The following is a 23972-nucleotide window of genomic DNA, read 5'->3' as shown; positions in this document are numbered from 1 at the left end:
ACATTTTATTCTTTGGTGTGCTGACCATTGTCAGAACACGTAATTGTTATTTTTCCGGAACTCCGGAACCTCCATCAGTCTCTATCTGATGTCCTCTCCTTCGTTCTGATTATGTTATACCACTTGTATTAGCACTCGTCAATAGAGAGTGCTAATAATTTTTGTGAAAAATCTGTGATGTCTTGTAGATTATTCTCCTGCACACATTCTCCGCTCTGCCTTAAGCTTTTCATTTGCCGCTTCCACATTCATTCTGGAAAGTATAAGCAGGATCAGGATATCAAATATCAATGGCAGCCACAGATACATGAACTGCATCATATCAAGAGCCGACTGTGGCTGAACCGCCATCGTTCCTTTATAACCGGACAGTTCAAGGAGCCAGCCGACAACCGCCGTTCCGATTCCTCCTCCGATCTTTACACCAAGCGAAGTACAGGAGTACATAGTTCCGTCAACCCGCTTTCCCTGTGTCAGGTAGGTATATTCGGAACAGGAAGCAATAACCGCATTCATATCTCCCTGCCAAGGTCCCTGGCCTAGCGCTGCAAGAGCTGTAAATGCCAGCATAAGCGGGATGCTTCCAATATAGCCGGCAACAACAACCAAGGCTCTGCCAATAACCGCTATGATATATCCTCTAAGGTTCAGCTTATACATGCCCTTCCATTTGCCAACCAGCGTCGGTGTAAATATCAGTGCTATAATGAGGGGAATATTTACTGCCCAGGCAAACTGCCCGAACAGATTCTTATTCTTAAGAACCCATGTCATATAGAACAGACCCGCACCGATCATGGCACTGTAAAGCTGCTGCAAGATGTAAGTTCCACAGATCATAATATAATATTTGTTCTTAATAAGGAGCTTAAATGCCTGAACCAGACTATACTTCTCCTCGGTTTTCTTCGGCTCTCCATCGTTTAATTCTTCCTCCGGAAGCTCCTTCACAGACAGACCGGAGATCGTATTTACCACAAGACCAACTATCGCATAGATGATTGCTACTAATCTCCATGCCGCCGCATCTCCACCGCACCAGTCCACGAATCCGACCGTGATCGTCTGGATCAAAAGGCTGGTTGAAAATGCAAATATAAACCGATAAGAACCCATCTGAACCCGTTCTTTGCTGTTCTTTGTGATCAGTGAGGTAAGTGCCGAATACGCAATATTATTTGCCGTGTAAAACACACCATTTAACAATGTGTATGCAATGAAAAACCATGTATACTGTGCAGCCTTACCCATACCGGCTGGAACTGCAAAACATGCAACCAGCGTGATTGCACAGCCAATATATCCATAAATCATCCATGGTCTTGCCTTTCCCAGTCTGCTGTGTGTCTTATCAATCAGGGATCCGAAAAATACATCCGTAAATCCATCGAATAATTTGGATACCGCGATCAGTGTGCCGACAATGCCTGAAGCAAGTCCGACCGTATCCGTCAGGTATACCATGACAAAGGATGTCAGAAACGCATATACCACATTTCCCGCGATATCTCCCGAACCATAACCTACTTTATTATACCATTTTAAATATTTCTTCTCTTCCATCCGTATCTCCTCCTAATTAACCCCTCACAAACGGTACCAGCGTGAAATCAAACCGGAACTCATTTTCACTGAATCTGTATTCATCCGAAACAACCGGGCCACAGCTGTTCGAACCGATTCCATTCTGTGCATGATCAATACAGAGCACCGTACTGTCGGCTTCCGTAAGCTCATAATTGTGTTTCGTCTGCGTAAGCACTTCCTGAGTGTAATAAGAGGCATTAAATGAAAATGTATGTTCTGCTGCAACAGCCATTCCATATCGTTGATTTGTCAGTTCCACATAATCACAGTCATAGTGGCTTCCATTCTCCTGCGGCATGATATAGTCCTCATGAAGCTCCTGCACAGAACTTCTGAACAAGCCGTGGCTGGCAGCTCTGTGCTTGTCGCGGTAGCTTTCCTGTGGTCCCATGCCATAATAGGCAGCCTCAGAAAGCTTCTTATCCAGAAACATTCTTATACCAAATCTTGGAAGATCCGGGAGTTCTTCATCTTTTACTGCTGTTATTCCCGCAGCAATTCTGCCTGCGCCATCTATTTTCCACATAATCTCTACATCGATCAGCTTTTGAACGGTTGGAGCTACCACACCTGCATGGCACATGATCATTACTCCGAATTTGTTCTGAAGGATCTGTTCACTATATGCTCTTGTGTATGCCTCATCATAATGAGCCTTCTCCCATTCTGCCCGGATATACATATCGTTATCTGTAGGCGCACGCCAGATGTTAAGCTCCATTGGATGATTCAGATATTCCCTGCCTGCATACTGAAGTCCGCTGAACAAGCCGGTACGCTTATCCAGCCGATATGTGAAGCCATCCCCATTTAACACGATCCATGCATCGTCTTCCTCTACCCTGATATCGGATACTTCCACATCCGAAGCCGTCCATTTGGCAGCTGTCTGGTTTCTTCCATCTTTATTCTCAAGCAAAAGTTCATCAAAGCCCAATACATGACCCGCAGAAACTAACGGAAGCTCTTTCTTTAACTGATAAGAAAGCTTCAGATATGCTCTGCCTGCCGCAGGAACATCGATATCAAGCCCCACGGTGCAATCACTGTGCGGAGCAGCCGAAGCACCCACTACCTTGCCCTTCTGAACACTTAAGCCATCCTGAGTTACCTCATAACAGATATCCACAAAATCCTGAATATCATCAAAATCCATATAGTTATGAAGGGTAAGCGTTCCTCTCTCCTGATCAAATGACCGAACTCTGACCGGGCGGTAGACATTTTTGTATTCGAGCAGTCCGGTATGCGGGGTTCTGTCCGGATACACAAGACCATCCATACAGAAATTACCATCATGTATCGCCTCTCCATGATCTCCGCCATAGTAATACTTCGTCTTTCCGTTTTCCGCTTGATCATGCGCAACTGCATGGTCGCACCATTCCCATACAAATCCACCGCACATGCGGTCATCACTGTGGATCATTCGGAAATAATCTTCAAAATCTCCGGGACCATTTCCCATGCTGTGGCAGTATTCAACCAGCAGAAATGGTTTGCTTCCGTCCTTTTCCAGATATTCCTCGATCTCTGACAGCGCTGGGTACATACGGCTGTACAGATCCAGATTCTCATAATTATAGGTCACATCATAATTTCTGTATCTTGCACTTTCATACTGGGTAATACGGGATGGATCATACTGCTTCGTCCATGCAAGTGCCTTTTCAAAATTGCAGCCATATGCACTTTCATTTCCCATCGACCACATCACGATACAGAAACGGTTCTTATCTCTCTCGACCATCCGCTTCACCCGGTCAAGAATAGCCGCCTCCCATTCCGGATTGTCTGCAATCTTCTCATTCCACTTTTTGAACCGGTTGTAGTCAGTATCCTCTTTGCGATATAACATATATGGGCCATGTGCTTCTATATCCGCCTCGTCGCATACCATGAAGCCATATTTGTCACACATCTGATAAAAATACGGTGCATTTGGATAATGACTGGAACGGATCGCATTGAAGTTGTGTTGTTTCATAAGGGTAAGATCCTTTTTTATCTTCTCCACATCCACTGTAAAGCCGGTTACCGGATCAGAATCGTGCCGGTTGACACCGCGGAATTTGATCTTCTGTCCATTGAAGTAAATAACTTTATCCTTTATCTCTATCGTTCTGACAGCGATATGATCAACGATCGTCTCATTTTCACTCTGCAAAATAAGTGTATACAGATATGGATTCTCGGTGTTCCAAAGTGTCGGCTGTATAATCTCAAATGTGAAAGCTCCGTCATGCTCTGCCTGTCCTTCCGCTACAACCACACCATTCCTGTCTTCGATCGTAACCTTAACCGCTGTCTCCTGATAAAAGCTCAGATCGAGCTTCACCTCAGCCTTTTCCTTTAAAACAGAGGTCGTGATGCGGTAGTCGCGAATGGCGCACTCCGGTCTTTTCAGAATATATACATCACGGAAAATTCCACTCATCCGAAATTTATCCTGATCCTCCAGATAAGAACCGTCACACCATTTCATAACAAGGACAGCGATCGTATTTTCTCCCTCTTTTAAAATGTCTGTCACATCATACTCACTGGTCATATGGGATACCTGACTGTATCCGACATATTCCCCATTTATCCACACATAGAAGCAGCTATCCACACCTTCAAAATTCAGAAATGCCTTTGCCGCATCCACATCCTTTGCATAAGAAAAGGTATGCACATAAGCTCCACACGGTATATCCTGTGGGACATATGGTGGGTCAAATGGAAATGGATAGCGGATATTTGTATACTGGTGTGTATCATATCCTGCCATCTGCCATACGCCCGGAACCTCGATCTCGTCAAATGCTCCGGTGTCATATCCCATCTCATAAAAAGCATCCTTCACATCATAAATACTTTTAAAATATTGGAATTTCCATTTTCCATTTAATAACTGTAACCGATCTGATCCTTCTCTGTGCTCGACCAGATCATCCATCCTACAGGAAGCCGGTACATAGTATGCCCTTGCAGGCTGTGTATTTTCATGTAATACATTCAAATTCTCATAATAACGTGGCACTATCATAAGTAATCCTCCCTTATATGTACTTTTTTGTTTTCAACTATTCTTATGTTTTTGATATTATTTGCAAATATTATCTTGTTATTTCGTTTTGTCTGTATTTATCATACACTTTAACAGCATTTCTGTCTATGAACCGGAATAGACAGAATATGGACAAAATGATACAATATCAATAAATCTTTTTATATTACAATCCTACAAATAAAGGAGAGCTTCATCATGTATATAAATACCGGATACCTGAATCATTCCTATCTTGATTTCAAGGACAAGCGCAGACCGCTTATTGTCGGAAGCTGCGGAACATACCGCTTAAGTGGCGACCCGAAGATGCCTACCTATCGTCCTAAGGGCAGACAGGACTACCAGATCATCTATATCGCATCCGGGCTTGGACATTTTCATTTTGATAAAACTGAGAATGAGACGATCGTTCCTGCCGGCAATATGGTACTCTACCGCCCGAAGGAACTACAGAAATATGAATATTACGGTGCAGATAAAACAGAGGTTTACTGGATTCATTTCACCGGCTCCGATGTGAAGAATCTTCTGAGGAAATATGGATTTAAAGATAACTGGAGAGTATTTCCTGTCGGTTCCTCTCTGGAATATGAACATATATTTAAACAGATCATCCTGGAGCTGCAGCGTTGTCAGGATGATTATGAAGAAATGCTGGCTTTACTGCTAACACGCCTTTTAATCGTATTCAAACGGGAGCTGTCACGCGAGCATATCCTGAAAAATGAATATCTGGATCGTGAAATGGACTATGCAGTTTCCTACTTTAATGAAAACTATAATAAAGACATCAGCATAGAAGAATATGCCGAATCAAGAGGAATGAGCGTGAGCTGGTTCATACGGAATTTCAAGAAATACACAGGCATGACCCCGATGCAGTTCATCGTATCCCGTCGGATCAACAACGCCCAGCTTCTCTTAGAACAGACGAACTATTCTATAAATGAAATAGCCAAGGTCGTAGGATACGATAACCAGTTATATTTCAGCCGGCTGTTCCGGAAACAGAAGGGCTTCTCCCCCTCTCAATATCGGAAAAGAGGGATAGAAGCTATTAAATAAAAAACAAATATTTCTCTACTTCGGTCAGGGAATCCAGAATGACATCCGACAGCTCCTGCATTTCTTCCGTGACCGGTGCAAGATCCGGCACCATGATCGGATGCAGTCCCGCTGCATGTGCAGAACGGATACCATTATAAGAATCCTCTATGGCGTATGCCTGCTCCGGCATCACATGGATCTGTCTGCATGCTTCCAGATAGATATCCGGCTCCGGTTTGCTCCGCTTTACCATATCTCCGCAAATAACTCGATCGAAATACGGAAGGATACCTGCATCCCGAAGCTCCTGTTCGACAACTGCTTTCCTGGTAGAAGATGCCAGTGCAACCTTTCTTCCATTCTTTTTTAATGTCTGCAACAGACCGGTAACTCCCGGTTTCATCGGAAGCTTTCCTCCCGCCGCCTGTTCATGGAACAGTGCCGACATCTCCGCCTTATACTCATCATAAGGGAAATCTGCTCCATACACCCCAAGCATCAGTTCTTTTGTCGCATCCTTATTCAGTCCCAGACATTTGTGACAGGTGTCTTCTATGTTCTTGATTCCATATTTATCTGCAACGACCTGCCAGCACTTTATAACCAGCAGCTCCGAGTCGAATATAACCCCATCCATATCAAATATAACCGCTTCAAATCGTTTCATTGTTTCAATCATGCACCTCCTTTGCTTCAACATATCACAGCTTTTATCATCCGTCAATGCATTGTCATTACGTATTAAATTTAATGATACACGATGTAAATTTTCCTGTAACACAACGAAAAAACAGACAAATATGTAAATCCTACATACTTGTCTGTTTTTCATTCGATCGGCGACAGATAATTACTGCGCCTTTGCTGTTTTCTTCTTCTCTACTGCTTTCTTATTGTTCTTGCCATTCGCAGCATCCTTCTTCTTACCAAATCCGGTCTTGAAGTAGTACCACAATGGACCAGTTACACAGATAGAAGAATAAGCACCGATTACGACACCGGCCATCAGAGTAAATGCGAACTCTTTGATCGCTGCTACACCCATTACATATAATACGAAGATCGTAACAAATGTTGTTAAGGATGTATAAATATTTCTGGTGATCGTCTGGTTAATACTTAAATTAACGATCTGCTTGTAATCTTTCTTTGTTCCTGCATTTGCGATATTCTCACGGATACGGTCGAATACGATGATCGTTGCATTGATCGAGTAACCGAAGATTGTCAGCATACATGCGATACAGGTATTACCAACGGATAACCGAAGTAAGATATACAGAACAAATACCATAGCTACATCGTGGCAAAGAGCTAATACCGCACTTACACCAAACTTCACATCCTTGAAACGGATTACAATGTAGATGAGCATCAGAACGGCTGCAAGTGCTACAGAAAGGAATGCATCCCTTGTCATATCGCTGCTGGCTGAACCACTGATATTATCGGAATTTGTTACTGTCGCACCGAGCTTCTCGCTGAGTGCAGCTGTTACCTTTGTCAACTGAGAATCATCACCCTGAGTCGTAAGCTCTGTGGTCTTGAATACAATCTCATTTGTACCGGAAACAGTCTGAACAGAGATATCTGCTTCACTGATGCCTGCTGCCTCAGCGATAACAGGAACAATGTCCTTCTCTGCCTCAGATAATGAATATGCTTTGTCAAATTCTGCTGTGATTGATGTACCACCTGCAAAATCAATACTTAAATTCAATGCACTTCCCTTTGTCTTTGCAAAGATCGGCATAAAACAGAAGCCGATCACGATGACAAGAACAGAAGCGATAATACAATATTTACCACCCTTTACGAAGTTGACCTTGCCTGGCTCTTTTGCCTTGCCAAAGAACTTCACATCGTTTACGCCAAGTGTAACAAGTGCATTTAACACAAGCTGTGAAACAACAAGTGCTGTGAATACGGATAATACGATACCGATTGCCAGCGTGATCGCAAATCCCTTGATTGTACCGGTTCCGAAAATACCAAGCACAAGTGCTGCGATCAGGGTTGTCACATTACCATCGATGATCGCTGATAACGCATTATGGAATCCGGCTTTTACAGACTGCTTAACAGAAGCACCTGTTGCCAGTTCTTCTTTAATACGTGTAAAGATAACGACGTTCGCATCGACCGCCATACCTACAGAAAGGATGATACCTGCAAGACCCGGAAGTGTCAATGTAACATTGAACAGGTTCATAACAAGTAAGATCATAAATGTATAAAGTGTCAATGATAATGATGCGATCAGACCCGGAATTCTGAATACGCAGATCATGATAATGAAGATACAGATAATACCAATGATACCTGCTTTGATCGTTGTTGATACTGCTTCTGAACCAAGAGTTGCTCCGACGATATTAGAACGTACCTGCTTCAGTGTCAGTGGCAATGCACCGATACGGATCGTAGTAGCAAGGCTGTCTGCCTCTTCATATGTTGAAATGCTGTTGATAACAGCATTTCCGTCTGTAATTGCCTGCTGTACAGTTGGTGCACTTACAACTTCACCATCATATACGATATAAACGATCTTTCCTACATTTGCTGTTGTTACATCTGCAAACTTCTGAGCACCTGCTGTTGTGAATGACAACTGTACTACATTGTCATCACCGGTCTCTGTAGAATCGATCTTGGCATCTGCACCCTTAATATCATCACCGGTAAGAGCTGGAGTATAATCCTTGCCCTGTGACCATAATTCATAATTCTCAGGATCTAAGAACTCTAACTTACCTTCGATACTCAGGTCTTCCAGAATTGCATCTGCATCTGTTACACCCGGAATTTCGGCAGTGATCTTACCATTTCCCTCTGAATATACGTTATGCTCTGTTGTATGGGAATCAATACGTTTCTGCAGCTTATAGATCGTATCCTGAACATCTGCATCACTGTAATCCTCATCCTGAATCTCATAGGTTACACTTAAGCCACCCTTCAGATCAAGTCCAAGGCTGATATACTTTGCTTTTCCTCTGTCGCCTACACCAAACAATGCAACGTAGATGGAACCCGCAAGCACAAGCAGGAACAGGATCAATACCCATATGGCTTTTTTTCTTGCTTTCTTCATCTTATTTACCTTTGTCCTCCTTATTGATTTTCTTCTTCATCTGCTAATGCGGCTTTGATCATGATCGCACATTCGATACGCTTTTTCTGAAGTTCACATCCGATATCATACGCATCTAATATATTCCCATGGAATTTATATGAGTTCGCCGCACAGCCACCGCTACAATAGAATCTTGCAAAACAGTCCTTACACTTGTCCTTTGCATAGACATTGCAGAGCTTAAACTCATCAACAAGTTCCGGTTTCGTAATACCTTCATTTACATTTCCGATGCAGAACCCATCCTCACCGACAAACTGATGGCACGGATAAAGGTCGCCCCATGGTGTAACTGACAGATATTCTGTACCTGAACCACACCCCGACAGACGTTTGGCCACGCATGGTCCCCCTGTCAAATCTATCATAAAGTGGAAGAAATTGAAGCCCCTTCCTTCTTTATGTCTTTTGATCATCTCTTTTGCAAGGATATCATACTGATCTAACAGATATGGGATATCCTCTTCCTTTATCGCATAAGGCTCGTCCGGCAGAGATACAACCGGCTCAATGGAGATCTGGTCAAATCCAAGATCTGCCATGTGTAATACATCCTTTGAAAAATCCAGATTGTTATGCGTATAAGTGCCTCTTACATAATAACTCTTTCCGGCACGCTTCTTTGCAAATTCCTGGAACTTTGGAAGTAACAGATCATAGCTTCCCTTTCCATTTCTGGTCGGACGCATGTAATCATGAATCTCTTTTCTTCCGTCGATGGATAATACGACATTTGCCATCTCTTTATTGGCAAATTCCATTACCTCATCATTTAACAACACACCGTTTGTTGTCAATGTGAAACGGAATTTCTTATTATGCTTCTCCTCCAGGCTTCTTCCATATCGAACGGTCTCTTTTACGACATCCCAGTTCATAAGTGGCTCACCGCCGAAGAAATCGACCTCAAGATTTACACGGTTACCGGAATTGGCAACGAGGAAATCCAGAGATTTCTTTGCTATGTCAAGTGGCATCAGACCTCTGTCACCCTTGTACTCACCTTCTCCTGCAAAACAATATCTGCATGCAAGATTACAGTCATGTGCAATATTAATACACAGAGCCTTTACCACTGTTTTTCTCTTTTTAAAATCAATGATATAATCTTTGAATATGTCTTCTGTAAATAGTGTTCCGTCTTCTACCAGGCCGGTTACCTCGTCATAGGCTTCCGATACTTCATCCTTATCATAGGATGGCAGTAATTCCATTACCTGTTCTTTTGTATGATTTTCGTAATTTGCAATAATATCATACACAAGGTCATCCACTACGTGAACAGACCCACTACATACATCGAGTACGATATTATATCCATTACTTTTGTACTGATGTACCATACAAATTCTCCCATCTTGTGAATTAATTTTTCTGACACGCAACGAAAGAGGACTGTCATTTGTTTGACGGTCCCCTTTGTGGTTGTCTGTCTACAATGATCTCTTACTTGTTCTCAGCATTCTCACAGCTCTGATTTCCGACTGTGCATGATGTCTTACAAGCTGACTGACATGATGTCTGGCATTCGCCGCATCCGCCCTTAACCATTGTGTTCTTCATTGTTCTGTTTGTGAGTGTCTTTATTCTCTTCATAGGTACACTTCTCCTTTTTATGTCATATAGCGAAATTATAACACAACATGCTTTAAAGTCAAAGTATTTTTACGAAAAACTTGTCTCTAACCCAGCATTCCGCCAAGCATTCCGGCTGCGAGACACAGGATCACATTCGTCAATGTCCCTCCGGCAGAGATGTGGATTGTACCGTTCATAATGAAAGATACAATACCGATCACCAGCACATAGCACACTCCGAGCATCAATCCCCAGATATATTTTTGCTCCTTTACCATCTTGCCGGTAAGAAAACCGCCAAGGAATACAGAGATGCCATGAATGATGATAATACTCAGATGAATCACCGTCTCACCCAGTCCCAGCTTGTACATGAGGAATGCCGTTACAAGCAACAGGATTGCCGTTATTATGTAAGATACCGCAAGTGCCTTTAACAGGCTGAAAATTTTCTGTCCAGTAATCATAAAAACCCTCCTGACACTACTATATGCCGGAAGGGTTTCTTTCATTCCAGAGATCATTCTCTATTCTGCTATATCGATCATTTTCAGATGTCATTTTCGAAGTCAAACTGCTTCATCAGTCTTCAAATAATTCCGTCAGCTCAAATATATCGTTGCTGATACGGTCTGCTTTCTTCTTCGTTTCTTCGTCCGGCTGGATCAGATCGATCACCATGAGAGTATACAAGCCTGCCGCATGGGAGGCGGTCACACCATTAATGGAATCCTCTACCCCAACTGTCTCCTCCGGCTTCGTACCAAGCTTCTCACAGGCTTTCAGATAGATGTCCGGATATGGTTTTCCGCGCTCGATCTCATCCCCACAGATCACATCATCAAAATACGGAAGCAATCCGCTTCGAACCAGTTTATCCTCTGCCCGTTCCCGATCCGTCGAAGTTGCAACCGCCATCTTGATTCCTCTTTCCTTTAAAGTCTTTAGTGTCTCGATCACGCCATGCTTTAATTCAACGCCATGCTCATTCATATATGCTTCGACCATATCCACTGTACGTTGTCTGAATGCAAGATAGTCAAAATCTTCGCCCATCTTTTCTTTCATCACATGTGCATTTGTCTTCTTGGTTCCACCTGCCATCCGGTCACAGATCTTCGACATCTCATTCTCCGGGATACCGATGGACAATCCATTCTTCAACCAGCACATTCTGTATACCTTCTCGGAATCAATCAGGACTCCATCCATATCAAATGCTACCGCTCTTAATGCCATTTATGTCACCTCATTGAAAGACCACGCCTGTTCGGGCGTGGTCCCTTTCTTTCTATAGTCATGTTTTATTTACTGCTGTGGCTGTTTCTTCTTTTTTTGATGATCAGAAGAAGGATCACTGCCACAACTGCAAGAATTGCAAGAATAATGATAACGATCAGGATCGGTGATGTCTTTTCCTTTAACTGGAAGGAGAATACCTCATCTGTTGCACTGTCATAGGTCGATGTAACATTTCCCGCTGTATCTCTTGCAGATACCCGAACCTTATAATTACCATAGTTCTCAACCTGGAACTCATACGAATTCGTATCCTCATACAGTGCCGGATCAATAGTATCTCCGTTGATCACGATCTCTGTCAGCATATCATCTGCATCTTCCAGACCGATCTTCATGGTAAACGGATTTCTTACAACGCTCTTATCATCAACGCCTGTGATAATGATACGAGGTGCTGTTCCATCATAGGTAAAGTCAAATGTTTCAGTTGTCACATGACCAACCTCATCGGTAACGGAAATCGTCATTGTATGATATCCATCTGTCAGATCTGAGAAATCTACAAAATCAATACCATCCAGCTTTACACTTGCCTTAAATACAGATGTATCATTAACTGACCAGAGTGCATCATATCCCTTTTCCTTGATATCCGCAAAATCCTGACTGTTCAGAAGAAGTTCTCCATCTTCTGATCTTCTCTCAGTAAATTCAGCCATCTTTGCAGTCTTGTCAATTGTTGGCGGTGTATTATCTACCGTAAATACCATGTTGTAATCATCTGCCTTGTTGCCAAGTGCATCTTCTGCTGTAACTGCTATGGTATATACACCATCCTCATCAAATCTCTGGCTTCCACGGCTGACTGCCGCATTACTGCCAAAGTTTGTAAAGTAAGAGGAAGATACGTCCTCGCCATCCTTCTGTACAGATATATTTACCTTATTCGAAGCAAAGAAGGACTCTGTTACTTCTATGTTCATATCTACATAATCTGTGTTGTTTACAGAGCTTCCACCAACTGTCTCATACTCATTTACGACACCGTTCTTGCTGTTCACTGCTGATACCTTAAGCTCTGGTGCTGTCTTATCTACCTTGAATGTCTTAGTAACAGCCGTTGCAACATTACCTGTCATGTCCTTTGCATTAAAAGTGATTGTATATTCACCATCTTCATCAAAGGTATAGGTCGCAGTATGCGGATTACCGGATGAAAAATTACCGGTATTTAAGGTTGCAACTGTTGATGCTCCTGTTCCATCCGTCTTTTTGGTGATCGTTGCCGTAATGTCAGCACTGTTCATTGCTTCTCCATCATAAGAGAATGCAAATGCCTCATTTACTGTCAGTGTCGCCGTACAGGATGTATTCTGTGAATCTGCAACACCTGTTATCGATAATACAGGTGCTGTCTTATCAATCCGGAAGGATACATTCTCTGCGATCTGTTCATTACCAGCCTTATCATCCGCAGAAACAGTGATCTCATAATCGCCCTCATCTGAGAATACGATCTCCGGATTTACAGAAGTGTTATTCCATTCTACTGTTCTGTAATCTCCGTCATATGCAACTGCACCGGAAGCATCCTTCCGTTTTACATGTACGGTATAGGACTTTCCTTTATAATTATCTGCAAGGTTCACATTAAGTGCTACATTTCCATTATTCAGCTTATTCACAGTTGCAATTCCGATCGTAGGCTTTGTCTTATCAATTACAAATGCAGCCTCATCCTCTGTTACATTTCCAAATGCATCCGTAACTGTAACCTTCAGATTATAAATTCCCTGTGCATTCCGTTTCACTGTATAGGTTCCGCTCGTTCCCTTCATTGTGAAAGTGTCATCCGCATCACCATTTGTATCTTTATTCTTATCGGAAACCACGATCTTGTGTGTTTCAGCAAACTGTTCTTCTACTGCTATGTCAAATGCGATATCTTTATTGTAATAACCGTCATTTGTCTGCTCCAGCCGTGGTGTGATCGTTACCTTCGGCTTTGTTGCATCTACCTTGAAGCGGGAACCTGCTATATCGTATGAAACCTTATTGCCTGCCTTATCCGTTCCTGTTACCTTGAAGTAATAGGAGCAGGCTTTTCCCTTCTTCTGACCGCAATATGCAGAAGCCTCCAGTGTCTTGCCATCCACCTTCTTGATCGCCAGCTTCTTCTGTGTATATTTGCTTTCATCAAAGCATTTGTAATACTCTGTGATCTGGAAATCCTTCAACAGCAGCTTCTGATTATCTGTAACTGTGATCTTCACATTTGTACCCTGTGTCAGACCATTCTCCGGTACACCTTCAATTGTCGCTACCGGGCTTTCCTTATCGATCACAAACTTAATATCTCTTACATAGTTTACATTTCCAAATGCATCCACTGCCTTGATCGTCAGGTTATATACACCAGGTGTTTTTCTCTTTACTGTGTAAGTTCCGGTTGTCTCATTCAGAATGTATGTCTCATCTTCGTCTCCATTCACGTCCTTGTTCTTATCACTTACTGTGATCTTCGTTTTTAATGGAAACTGCTCTGTTACTGTGAACTTGAAGCTTACATTCTTGTTGTAGTAACCATCATTCTCAGAATCCGGATAGCGATCCAGCACGATATCCGGAAGTGTGGAATCGACCTTGAATCTGGAATCATTGATTTCATATTCCACATCATTTCCGGCTCTGTCTTTACCGGTTACCTTAAATACATAAGAACATGCCTTGCCGCTCTTCTGTCCGCAGTATGCAGATGCCTCTAATTCCTTTGCACCTACCTGCTTGATCTTGAGTTCCTTCTCAATGTATTCTGTACCATCAAAATATTTATAACACTCAACGACTTTAAAGCTTTCCGGATCCAGTCTCTCATTATCTGTGATCACAACACGGATCGTTGTACCGGTTGACTTCTTGTCATCCGGAACACCTTCAATCTCGACCAGAGGCTTCTCTGTATCGATCGTGAACCGGATATCGGATACTGTTGCTGCATTTCCGGATGCATCTACTGCTACAACCGTCCATTTATACCGGTCAGCCTTTGATACAGTGAAACCAAATGTTTTCTGCTTTACATCTTTATAAGAAAATGTCTTATATGCTTTTGCAGCATAATCGGCTTCTGATTTACAGTTCTTATAGTCGTCTGTATTTAACACATATACATTTGCGCCAAGTTCAAACTGCTCTGCCACTGTAATATTGAATCTGACCTTGTCATTATAATACTTTGTTCCGGTACCTGCGATTGCCGGTTCTACCGTTACTTCCGGTTTATATGGATCATAATAGAAGGTCTTGCTTCTCTTTTCTGAGCTGTTGCCGGATCTGTCAGTTGCACTTACCGCAATGTAATATTTCATTGGCTTTCCATCAATAACCTTACAGTTTTTGATCGTAGCTGTAACTGTCTGATCCGAGCTGTTCTTTGCTGTGATGATCTCTTCACCCTTTACTCCGGCACCTGTCGTTGCATCATAGTCGTAAGTTTCATACACTACCTTCACAACCACATCGGAAGCTGCGATGCCATAATCATCTGCTGCCTTAACTGTAATCGTCTGTGTACCATCATTTTTATAAACACCACTTACCGGAATACCGGAGAAGCTGATATCTGCCAGTTCATTGTCGATAACAAAGGTACACTTTGCAGTCTTTGTGTTGCCAACCTCATCATATGCTGTTACTGTAACTTCATATACACCGGCTTTTTTGTAAATAAAGGATGCATTCATGGTCTGGCCGATCGTTTCATCCTCCAGATCCATCTTCTGCTCCTGATCTGCAACAGCCTTACTGTCACAGGTTGCTGATGCAGTAATCCTGCTGATCAGAAAATTATCAGATGCAGACGCCTTTACTGTTACATCTGAACCATTCCAGTACTGCGTAAGCTTCAGACTGTCTGTGGATTCTTTATCTGCAATATCAACCGCTGGCTTTTCAGTATCAACCGCAAACCGGTATGCAACCCCATTTTCATTGGATTTTGTTGCAATATTTCCTGATTTATCACTGATATAGAATATGATCGTATAAATCTTATTCTCTTCAATTCCATTTGTTAATACAAGTGTTTTATCAAATGTTTTATCCCCATTCGCAGCTATATTTCCTGTAAGAATGGTATTTCCCACCTGATCTGTGACCTTGTAATCACCCAGTGAAAACGCATCCTCAGCCGTTATATGAATGGAAGGATCTTTACTGAAATAATAAATACCATCTGCTGATGCCTTTGCTCCGGCAAATTCCATTGCTGCTATTGATGGAGCTGTCTTGTCATATAACACCTGAATGGATGCATCCGTTGTGTTTGCATCTTCATTCGCAGCCACATAATGATGCTTTGATGTAAAGTGGAATGCATACACACCCTCTGTCGTCAGATCATAGGTCAGTGTAACGGTTTTCAGATTTCCATTTGCTGATATATCTGTTCTGGACGGTGCTACTTCAATACCGGCAGCAGACGCTGCGGAATCCGGAGCCTTTCTTGTTACCGTCTTTACAATATCATCGGCATCCAGATCCAGACCTGTTACTTTATATGTAACCGTTGTTGCACTTCCATTATGTCCGGCATATACCAGTGCCTGATCCTTTGCATCTATTGTTTTCCCCTCGGAGGAAACTGTCAAAGAATCCTGTAATGTTTCTTTATTCACATAAACGGTTACCGTTTTCTTTGTTGTATTTCCGGCACAGTCATATGCGTCAAGTGTTACTTTATACACACCAACATCCGGCAGTGACAGTTCATCTCCGGTCAATGTAACTTCCTCACCATTTACATAGACCTTTGTTTTAGCCGTATCGATCTGACTGTCAGCATCAGAAATCCGGAATATCAAAGTCTCTCCTGTCTTGGCTGTTACAGTATATTCTGCCTGATCCTGCAGTGATACACCACCATTTGCCTGACTCAGGATAAGTGCCTGTGGAGCTTTTGTATCCAGATTAAATGTGATCTCTTTGGTACCGGTCTGACCAAGACGGTTTACTGCTTCATATAAGACTGTATGTTTTCCTGCTTTATCTGTCAGTTCGGAAATCGTAATATCATCATATATATAAGAATACTGATTTGCATCTGCTGATATATCTGTTACAGTTTCAATGATCTCACCATCAAGGCTGATCCTTGCCGTATCGATCGGTGCATAATCCTCAACTGCCGCTACTCCTGTCAGTTCTGCACCACTGAACCATGTATCTGCATCATATGTATAATTCTGGATCGAAATCGTTGCACTATCGTTTCCCTTTATGCCACGGAAAGAGCCCTTTGTAATTTCTGGTGCTTTTTCATCGATATATACAAATGATCCATTTTCATCAAATTTGTAAGTACCGATAGATTCATATATATGATCTGTGACTCTGAAGATTACTTTATAATCCGCACCTGCTACAGACGATTTCGGAATCAATACCGTTTTACTGCAGATACCGGTATCTTCATCTTTATCCATACATACCGACTGCCAGTTATTCATGGTCGTTCCATTCACAAAACAATATTCCAGATCCAGATCTGCAAAATTACTGTCGCCTATATCCTCAAGCGCCGATACCGTTACACGAATACCATCACCCTTTTTATTCAGGAACTCACCAAGTATCCCTTCCGTAATCTTTAATTCAGAATCTTCATCTACCGTTACATCCTGAATCCGAATATCTGAAGTATACCGGATCGTCACCGGAATAAATACCTTTTTTCCTTCCCTGCTATATGCTGTAAATACATATGATCCGGATTCCGGAACCTTTACATCAAAGGCTCCACCATCTTTACCGATTGGTATTTCTTTCTCATTTCCACCATTTAATGTATATGTAAGTTTAACAATATCCGCCGGATCTTCCGGTGTCTGTTTTATATATCCGTCAACCTGTTCCGTTCCATCTGACACATACCCCTTTACAGACACAACATCCCCTTTTTCAGCATAATAAAAACTATCTCCATTTTTATCATTTATCTGTGGAATGCTTTTATTTCCCGCCTCTGCTGAAATATGCATAGTTGGTCCAGCAACAGATAGATTATCCCCATTTTCAGCATTTTCTCCATATACACGTATTATCCCCGCAAATTCATAAGTATCCTTCTCATCTGCTGCTTTATACACTGCATACTGATATTCATCCTCTGAATCTGTGATCCGAATCTCCTCGATCTCCGAAGCCTGCTTTGTGGTCTTCTTATCAGATGCATCACAGGATGTTGCTATAATCTGCTTCTTATCAGATGCATCCAGTTCCTGCATCAGGTAGTCACCCTTAAATGTGACAGCAGTCTCTTCCGGAACAGAAATCTCAACCTCTTCTACACTGCCTGTCTTTACGCTTCCATCTTTATTTTTCTTATATGTAACTTTTTGGGGAATATACGTTTCAAGATTGATCACTTCTTTTGTATATTCGTCTTCTGCTTTCATTCCGATTCTGTTATCAATTACCACCAGTGATAACAGCATAACCGCCGTCATGACCAAAGCCACAAAACGATGTAAATATTTGTTTTTCTTCATTTTGGTCACTCCCTTCTATATCGATTCATCCGTATGAACTACAACAACATCAACTAACAGTGGGAATTTCTCAGCTTCTTCACCCTGTATATCGGTCTCACTACTGTCAGAAGCTTCTGTATCCATAGTGAGAACATCGGTTGCATCATCATCGGTGCTTAATACGTCTGTTGCATCACTGTCTGTACTTAAGACATCCGTTGCCGCATCTGCTTCATCCTCTGATGTCAGAATATCAGTCTCACGCTCATATTCATCATCCGCCCGAAGAACATCGGTCTCTTTTTCATAATCCTCCTCTGATCTCAGGACATCAGTTTCTTTCTCATAATCCTCTTCCGGTCTCAGGATGTCGGTTTCTTTTTCGTAATCCTCTTCCGGTCTCAGGATGTCGGTTTCTTTTTCGTAATCCTCTTCCGGTCTCAGGATGTCGGTTTCTTTTTCGTAATCCTCTTCCGGTCTCAGGATATCGGTTGCTTTCTCAGAATCTGCTTCTTCCAGTCTGGTATGATGATGGCTTCTGCTCTTATTCAACTCATCCACAGCCTTCTTATATCTCTCATTTCCTTTCCTGGAAACTTCTTCGGATGCTGACTTGCCCTTGATATCACGCACCTCGATCTTACTGGTACTGCCCTTTGATTTGATCGCATCTTTTTTGGAAGCACCGCTTCCCTGTAAGCTTTCATAACCCTTTTCGCGGATCTCTTTAATCTGTTTTCTGGCTGTGCTTCCGGAAAGATCTCCGATCACCTTCGGGATATCCAGTTTTACAAATAATATAACTGCTATCACTGCAAAGACAACTGCAAGAGCTATACCGCCGAATAACATTACATTACATATCGTTTCATTCATTGTTATCACTCCTCACTCCCTGTCACTGCAGTATTTCCATTTATAATATCAGAAATTGCAGAGTTTACGATCAACGAGTTCCATTCATTATTACCACGGGAGGCAAGAATATTGATCTTACTGCCCGCATCGTATACCGCTTTGATCTTCTGGATGCCATCCTGCTTCCAGCGTTTCGGATTGGATCCGTATTCTCCGGAATACCGGTCATACAGATATGTCAGATGACTGACATAAATATCGGCTGCATTATCAACCGTTCCCATGCTGCTCTCTGCGGAACTGTATACCTTTTCAGCCTGATCATAATAATCCTTATTGTCGCTGATCTTTTCAAGCGCTATGTAAGTTTCCGCTTCTTCCTTCATATATTTTACATATGATTTCTTTGTTGTATCCGGAAGATTTGGATCCGTGATATCGATACTTGCCAGATAACGGTTAAGTGAGTCGATTGCACTCAGATAATAGTTTTCCTTCTCTGCATCTACATTTGTATTCTTTGCCTGATAGGAATATACGGAATACAGGATTCTCGCATACTGTGCCGTGTAATATTTTACATTACGATCCTCCGGAAGTGCATTGGAAAGTGCTGTACTGTTTTCATCCAGCTTTTCGTTTGCCTCCGTCAGCAATGCAATCGTTCTCTGCGGCATATCTGCCGTATCACTTCCCAGATTATCAACATAGATAGAAGCGATATTCAGATAATTTACATATTTGCTTGGATTTGTATCTTCCAGTTCCTCACTGTTATAAGTTTCAAAATTAACCAGATTCTCTTTACTGTTTGCAAAATTGGAATTCTTCTTGATCTTATTCTCGCAAATTGCCGAATAGTATGCAGCCTGTGCTGTCTCATCCGGGAAGTTTGCCGAATCATTTACCTGATTAAAATACTGCATTGCAGCTTTGTAATCCTGGATTTCGTTGTAATAAATGATCGCAACCTCATAGACAACATCTGCATTTACCTTGTCAATATACTTGGTGACGTAACGTACACCTAATTTTGCTCCACTGTCCACGTTCTCGGACACAGTGTCAGTGTTCTGATCCATATCATAATAATATGCATACGTATCAAGAAGTCCCAGATAGGCATCTGAGGATGATTCATCCAGAGCAATTGCTTCTTTATAGATCTTGATTGCTCCATTTATATCATTATCCTGCAGCGCATCCTCTGCCTCCAGTATCTTGTTGCTGTAGTTCTTCTCCTTGATCTCATTCTTCTTTACCCCGCCAAAAATGGCACAGCCAACAGACAGAAGGGATAATCCTGCCATCACGCCAAATGTGACCAGCTTTTTCTTTGCCTTTGCTCTGTACTCATTGTCCAACTCATTGTAATGATCCAACGCATACAGAAGTTCTGAACAGGACTGATATCTGTCATTTGGATTAGACTGGCAGCACTTGATAATGATCTGCTCCAGACCAGATGAAAGCATTGGATTCCACTGACGGATCGGTTTAATCTCATATGGTGGCTCACATGGATTCTTTCCGGTTACCAGATGATATAGCGTCGCACCCAGATTATAAATATCCGTTCTGGCATCAGTATTATAGATACCACGTCCCTGCGCATCACCGAACTGCTCCGGTGCTGCATATCCTCTGGTACCCAGTGCTGTCGTATCTGCGTTATTTTCAATTATGTACTCTTTTGCTGTTCCAAAATCGATCAGCTTTACTGAACCATCCGGCTTTAACATAACATTGGATGGTTTCATATCTCTGTATATGATCGGTGGATTCATGGAGTGCAGATAATCAAGTGCACTGGCAAGCGCACGACCCCACTCAATTACATCGGACTGCTTCTGTGCACCCTCTGCCTTCAGAACTTCATTTAACGGCTTACCTTCTACGAAATCCATGATTACATAAATCGTTCCATTCTCATTTATGATATCAACGATTCGAGGCAATACCGGATGATCCACATTTTTCAGGATGTTTGCTTCGCGCTCCAAGCCTTTTAAAAGTGTTTCTACACTCTTGGAACCATCATTCTTTATCTCTTTTACAGCCCACTGTTTATTCAGACGGTTATCCATCGCCAGATAAACAATTGACATTCCACCCTGACCAACTTTTTTCAGTATTTCATATTTTCCATCTAATACTGTTCCTAATTCTGTCATCTTATCTCCCCACTACTCAGCCTTGACCAGCAATACTGTTATATTGTCTGTTTCCTTCCTGTACTTTACAAGATCTGTTAAAAAAATACAGCCCTCTTTCATCTTATCTTCATCTGGTGCTGCCAGCGGACTGAGTTTCGCCATAATCTCATCTCCGCTTATCTTATGTCTGAATCCATCCGAACATAACAAATAAGATGCATTTTGTGTAATATAACCTCTGATAAAATCAGGTTCCACTACCGGTGATGCGCCTACACACTGTAACAGTATGCTTCGTCTGCTATCTGTTTCTGCCTGCTCCGGGGTCAGTCTTCCTGCTGCGATCTCCCTTGCAACCAATGTCTGATCCTGTGTAAGCTGCTCCATTTTATCTGTCAACTCATATACCCGGCTGTCGCCCACATGTATAATATAATATCTGTCCTCATACATAAGAATGGCTGACAACGTGGTTCCGATCATAATTCCCCGGCTTTCACCATATGCTTTCAGCTTTTCATTCTCTGTTACAGCTATGCGATCCCACTGCTCCTTCAAGATCGCTGTATTAAATGTTCCTGTTCTGACCAGTTTTACAAAATCATGTTCAAACCAGCCACAATATGCATTTATGACCTCTTTGCTTGCAAGCTCTCCTTTTGCCAGTCCGCCCATGCCATCACAGATAATCGCAAAGGCTGCCTGTCCATTCGGAGTCTCTGCAATCTTGATTGCAAGAGAGTCCTGATTATTTTTCTTTTTTATACCCACATCTGTGTGATATGCCGCTCTATATTTCATACGCTTCTCCTGATTATTATCCCCATATCCTTATCTGACAAAATAAATGAAACCTTCATCACCCAGAGAAACCTTTGCATTATTTGTCAAAAATACATTTTCCTGTCCAGCTATGTTCTGTCCATTCACAAATGTACCATTTGTGGAGGCATTATCTCTGATATAGCTGACACCATTCTTTCTCTCAATGATGCAGTGGATCCGGCTGACATCTGAATTGTCTGTTACTGTATAATCTGCTTTGGTTGCAGATCTTCCTATTGAAAATTCCGGTTTATTTATATATATTTTTTCATTTGTTGCTATTCTTAACAGATACGGCACTGGCACCTGAGGCTTCTTCTCCTCAACCGGCGGTACCGGTGCTGCCTCCGGCTTCTTCTCCGGCATCGGTGGTACCGGTGCTGCTTCCGGTTTCTTCTCCGGCATCGGTGGTACCGGTGTTGCTTCCGGTTTCTTCTCCGGCATCGGCGGTACCGGTGCTGCTTCCGGTTTCTTCTCCGGCATCGGTGGTACCGGTGCTGCCTCCGGTTTCTTTTCCGGCATTGATGATGCCGGACGATTTGGGATTGGCGGCACAATTGGTTTGCCATCCGGTCCCATCTGCATTGGCATTGGTCGTCCCGGCATTGGCCGACCGTTCATTGGCTTGCCATCCGGTCCCATCTGCATTGGCATTGGCCGTCCCGGCATCGGCTGTCCGTTCATTGGCTTGCCATCCGGTCCCATCTGCATTGGCATTGGCCGTCCCGGCATTGGCCGACCGTTCATTGGCTTGCCATCCGGTCCCATCTGCATTGGCATTGGCCGTCCCGGCATTGGCCAACCGTTCATTGGCTTGCCATCCGGTCCCATCTGCATTGGCATTGGCCGTCCCGGCATCGGCTGTCCGTTCATTGGCTTGCCATCCGGTCCCATCTGCATTGGCATTGGCCGTCCCGGCATTGGCCGACCGTTCATTGGCTTGCCATCCGGTCCCATCTGCATTGGCATTGGCCGTCCCGGCATCGGCTGTCCATTCATTGGCTTGCCATCCGGTCCCATCTGCATTGGCATTGGCCGTCCCGGCATTGGCTGTCCGTTCATTGGCTTGCCATCCGGTCCCATCTGCATTGGCATTGGCCGTCCCGGCATTGGCTGTCCGTTCGGCATCGGTGGTACCTGACGGTTTGGCATTGGTGGCACTGATCCTCTGGCAGAAGCACCAGGCTGTACCATCTTTGCATTATTCTGCATAACACCAATACGGCTTACCTTGTCGTTTGCAGTTTTTTCTTCTTTTTTCTCTGTTTTTTTCTTTTCTTCCTCTATGTGGATTCCCATATCAATCAGAAGCTGATTGACAAATTCTTTCATATCACCAACTGAGAATGTTCCAAGTTTATTCGTAAATGTGATCAGTCTTGCTACATAATTATCCCGATCCATCTCAAAATAATGTGCATTACAGATAACATCTTTTACAAAATTGCGAACCTCATTCAGATCCGTGATCTCCTTATCGACACCTGCAACAATAAAATAAACATTCAGGCTCTCAGGAGCAACAAACACATACTGGATATCCTTGGCAACATAGCTTAATGAGATCATATTCATTCCAAATGCTTCCAGACCGCTTAAAAGGTTATACAGTAATGTCAGCATCTGCTTCTTGTTGATCTCTTTCTTGAGGAACTCGGTCAACTGTACCTTGTTGCCAATCTCATAAATAAATTCTCTCTGATTATCTTTCTCTTCCAGTCTGCACGGTATGATCTGTGGAAATTTTCCACTCACACCCTTATCTACCTTTTCATCAATAATATCAGTCTGATCCAGCACATATCTGCAGTTATATGTATCTCCCGTTTTTGTAAGTAATACTTTGTTCTTCTTCATGTCCCTCTCTCCATTCATGATCCGGAAATCCCAATACTGTCCGGATAATTATTTTCCATGTATACACCAAAAGCAGGTATTCCTACCTGCTCGTGTTCACC

Annotated in this window: 14 protein-coding genes; 1 reads left to right on the top strand and 13 read right to left on the bottom strand. The window is 42.6% G+C overall.

The features are described from left to right. Nucleotides 1–189: 189 nt before the first annotated feature. Both WKT03_RS01705 and WKT03_RS01700 read right to left on the bottom strand, forming a co-directional pair. Nucleotides 190–1563 carry an MFS transporter gene (locus WKT03_RS01705; protein WP_340390828.1) on the bottom strand — a complete coding sequence of 458 codons (1374 nt, stop codon included), beginning with the start codon at nucleotides 1561–1563 and terminating at the stop codon, nucleotides 190–192. A 16-nt stretch (nucleotides 1564–1579) separates the two neighbouring features. Continuing rightward, nucleotides 1580–4618, bottom strand: coding sequence for a glycoside hydrolase family 2 TIM barrel-domain containing protein (locus WKT03_RS01700; protein ID WP_340390827.1), 3039 nt, complete (start codon nucleotides 4616–4618; stop codon nucleotides 1580–1582). Nucleotides 4619–4837: 219 nt separating this feature from the next. Here WKT03_RS01700 and WKT03_RS01695 point away from each other — a divergent pair, with 219 nt between their 5' ends. Then, nucleotides 4838–5707, top strand: a complete 870-nt coding sequence (locus WKT03_RS01695) for a helix-turn-helix domain-containing protein (RefSeq protein ID WP_340390826.1) — start codon at nucleotides 4838–4840, stop codon at nucleotides 5705–5707. Here WKT03_RS01695 and WKT03_RS01690 read toward each other — a convergent pair. The 11 genes from WKT03_RS01690 to WKT03_RS01640 form a co-directional block, all read right to left on the bottom strand. Continuing rightward, on the bottom strand, nucleotides 5700–6368 hold the full coding sequence (locus WKT03_RS01690) for an HAD family hydrolase (protein WP_340390825.1): 669 nt from the start codon (nucleotides 6366–6368) through the stop codon (nucleotides 5700–5702). The genes WKT03_RS01695 and WKT03_RS01690 overlap by 8 nt on opposite strands. Nucleotides 6369–6539: 171 nt before the next feature. After that, on the bottom strand, nucleotides 6540–8783 hold the full coding sequence (locus WKT03_RS01685) for a protein translocase subunit SecDF (protein ID WP_008401632.1): 2244 nt from the start codon (nucleotides 8781–8783) through the stop codon (nucleotides 6540–6542). 20 nt (nucleotides 8784–8803) lie between these two features. Continuing rightward, entirely contained in the window at nucleotides 8804–10168 is a 1365-nt protein-coding gene (scfB, locus tag WKT03_RS01680; protein ID WP_008401633.1) for a thioether cross-link-forming SCIFF peptide maturase, read from the bottom strand. 103 nt (nucleotides 10169–10271) lie between these two features. Next, nucleotides 10272–10421, bottom strand: coding sequence for a six-cysteine ranthipeptide SCIFF (scfA, locus tag WKT03_RS01675; protein ID WP_008401634.1), 150 nt, complete (start codon nucleotides 10419–10421; stop codon nucleotides 10272–10274). Nucleotides 10422–10507: 86 nt separating this feature from the next. Continuing rightward, nucleotides 10508–10870, bottom strand: coding sequence for a TIGR04086 family membrane protein (locus WKT03_RS01670; protein WP_340390824.1), 363 nt, complete (start codon nucleotides 10868–10870; stop codon nucleotides 10508–10510). A gap of 115 nt (nucleotides 10871–10985) precedes the next feature. After that, a complete protein-coding gene (locus WKT03_RS01665; RefSeq protein WP_340390823.1) occupies nucleotides 10986–11642 on the bottom strand; it encodes an HAD family hydrolase in 657 nt (218 codons plus the stop codon). Nucleotides 11643–11707: 65 nt separating this feature from the next. Beyond that, the gene (locus WKT03_RS01660) at nucleotides 11708–18193 is read right to left on the bottom strand and encodes an Ig-like domain-containing protein (RefSeq protein WP_340390822.1); all 6486 of its coding nucleotides are present in this window, start codon (nucleotides 18191–18193) and stop codon (nucleotides 11708–11710) included. Between the two features lie 15 nt (nucleotides 18194–18208). Further along, nucleotides 18209–19051, bottom strand: a complete 843-nt coding sequence (locus tag WKT03_RS01655) for a hypothetical protein (RefSeq protein ID WP_340390821.1) — start codon at nucleotides 19049–19051, stop codon at nucleotides 18209–18211. Between the two features lie 5 nt (nucleotides 19052–19056). Next, nucleotides 19057–21207, bottom strand: coding sequence for a protein kinase domain-containing protein (locus WKT03_RS01650; RefSeq protein WP_340390820.1), 2151 nt, complete (start codon nucleotides 21205–21207; stop codon nucleotides 19057–19059). Between the two features lie 12 nt (nucleotides 21208–21219). Further along, nucleotides 21220–21990: a PP2C family protein-serine/threonine phosphatase gene (locus WKT03_RS01645; RefSeq protein ID WP_021944561.1), complete on the bottom strand. Its 771-nt coding sequence runs from the start codon at nucleotides 21988–21990 to the stop codon at nucleotides 21220–21222. Between the two features lie 30 nt (nucleotides 21991–22020). After that, nucleotides 22021–23871, bottom strand: coding sequence for an FHA domain-containing protein (locus tag WKT03_RS01640; RefSeq protein ID WP_340390819.1), 1851 nt, complete (start codon nucleotides 23869–23871; stop codon nucleotides 22021–22023). Nucleotides 23872–23972 lie beyond the last annotated feature (101 nt).

The organism is Coprococcus sp. HCN-4056 (assembly GCF_037892645.1).
Taxonomy (GTDB): Bacteria; Bacillota; Clostridia; order Lachnospirales; family Lachnospiraceae; genus Coprococcus; species Coprococcus ammoniilyticus.
The sequence above is the reverse complement of the archived record's forward strand: the minus strand, read 5'-3'. Positions and strand labels throughout refer to the sequence as shown.

Excerpts from the sequence above, each read along its gene's own strand:
- WKT03_RS01700 (WP_340390827.1), bottom strand. The coding sequence starts at position 4,618 with ATGATAGTGCCACGTTATTATGAGAATTTGAATGTATTACATGAAAAT.
- WKT03_RS01640 (WP_340390819.1), bottom strand. The coding sequence starts at position 23,871 with ATGAAGAAGAACAAAGTATTACTTACAAAAACGGGAGATACATATAAC.
- WKT03_RS01695 (WP_340390826.1), top strand. The coding sequence starts at position 4,838 with ATGTATATAAATACCGGATACCTGAATCATTCCTATCTTGATTTCAAG.
- WKT03_RS01690 (WP_340390825.1), bottom strand. The coding sequence starts at position 6,368 with ATGATTGAAACAATGAAACGATTTGAAGCGGTTATATTTGATATGGAT.
- scfB (WP_008401633.1), bottom strand. The coding sequence starts at position 10,168 with ATGGTACATCAGTACAAAAGTAATGGATATAATATCGTACTCGATGTA.
- WKT03_RS01655 (WP_340390821.1), bottom strand. The coding sequence starts at position 19,051 with ATGAATGAAACGATATGTAATGTAATGTTATTCGGCGGTATAGCTCTT.
- scfA (WP_008401634.1), bottom strand. The coding sequence starts at position 10,421 with ATGAAGAGAATAAAGACACTCACAAACAGAACAATGAAGAACACAATG.
- WKT03_RS01660 (WP_340390822.1), bottom strand. The coding sequence starts at position 18,193 with ATGAAGAAAAACAAATATTTACATCGTTTTGTGGCTTTGGTCATGACG.
- WKT03_RS01685 (WP_008401632.1), bottom strand. The coding sequence starts at position 8,783 with ATGAAGAAAGCAAGAAAAAAAGCCATATGGGTATTGATCCTGTTCCTG.
- WKT03_RS01665 (WP_340390823.1), bottom strand. The coding sequence starts at position 11,642 with ATGGCATTAAGAGCGGTAGCATTTGATATGGATGGAGTCCTGATTGAT.
- WKT03_RS01670 (WP_340390824.1), bottom strand. The coding sequence starts at position 10,870 with ATGATTACTGGACAGAAAATTTTCAGCCTGTTAAAGGCACTTGCGGTA.
- WKT03_RS01705 (WP_340390828.1), bottom strand. The coding sequence starts at position 1,563 with ATGGAAGAGAAGAAATATTTAAAATGGTATAATAAAGTAGGTTATGGT.
- WKT03_RS01650 (WP_340390820.1), bottom strand. The coding sequence starts at position 21,207 with ATGACAGAATTAGGAACAGTATTAGATGGAAAATATGAAATACTGAAA.
- WKT03_RS01645 (WP_021944561.1), bottom strand. The coding sequence starts at position 21,990 with ATGAAATATAGAGCGGCATATCACACAGATGTGGGTATAAAAAAGAAA.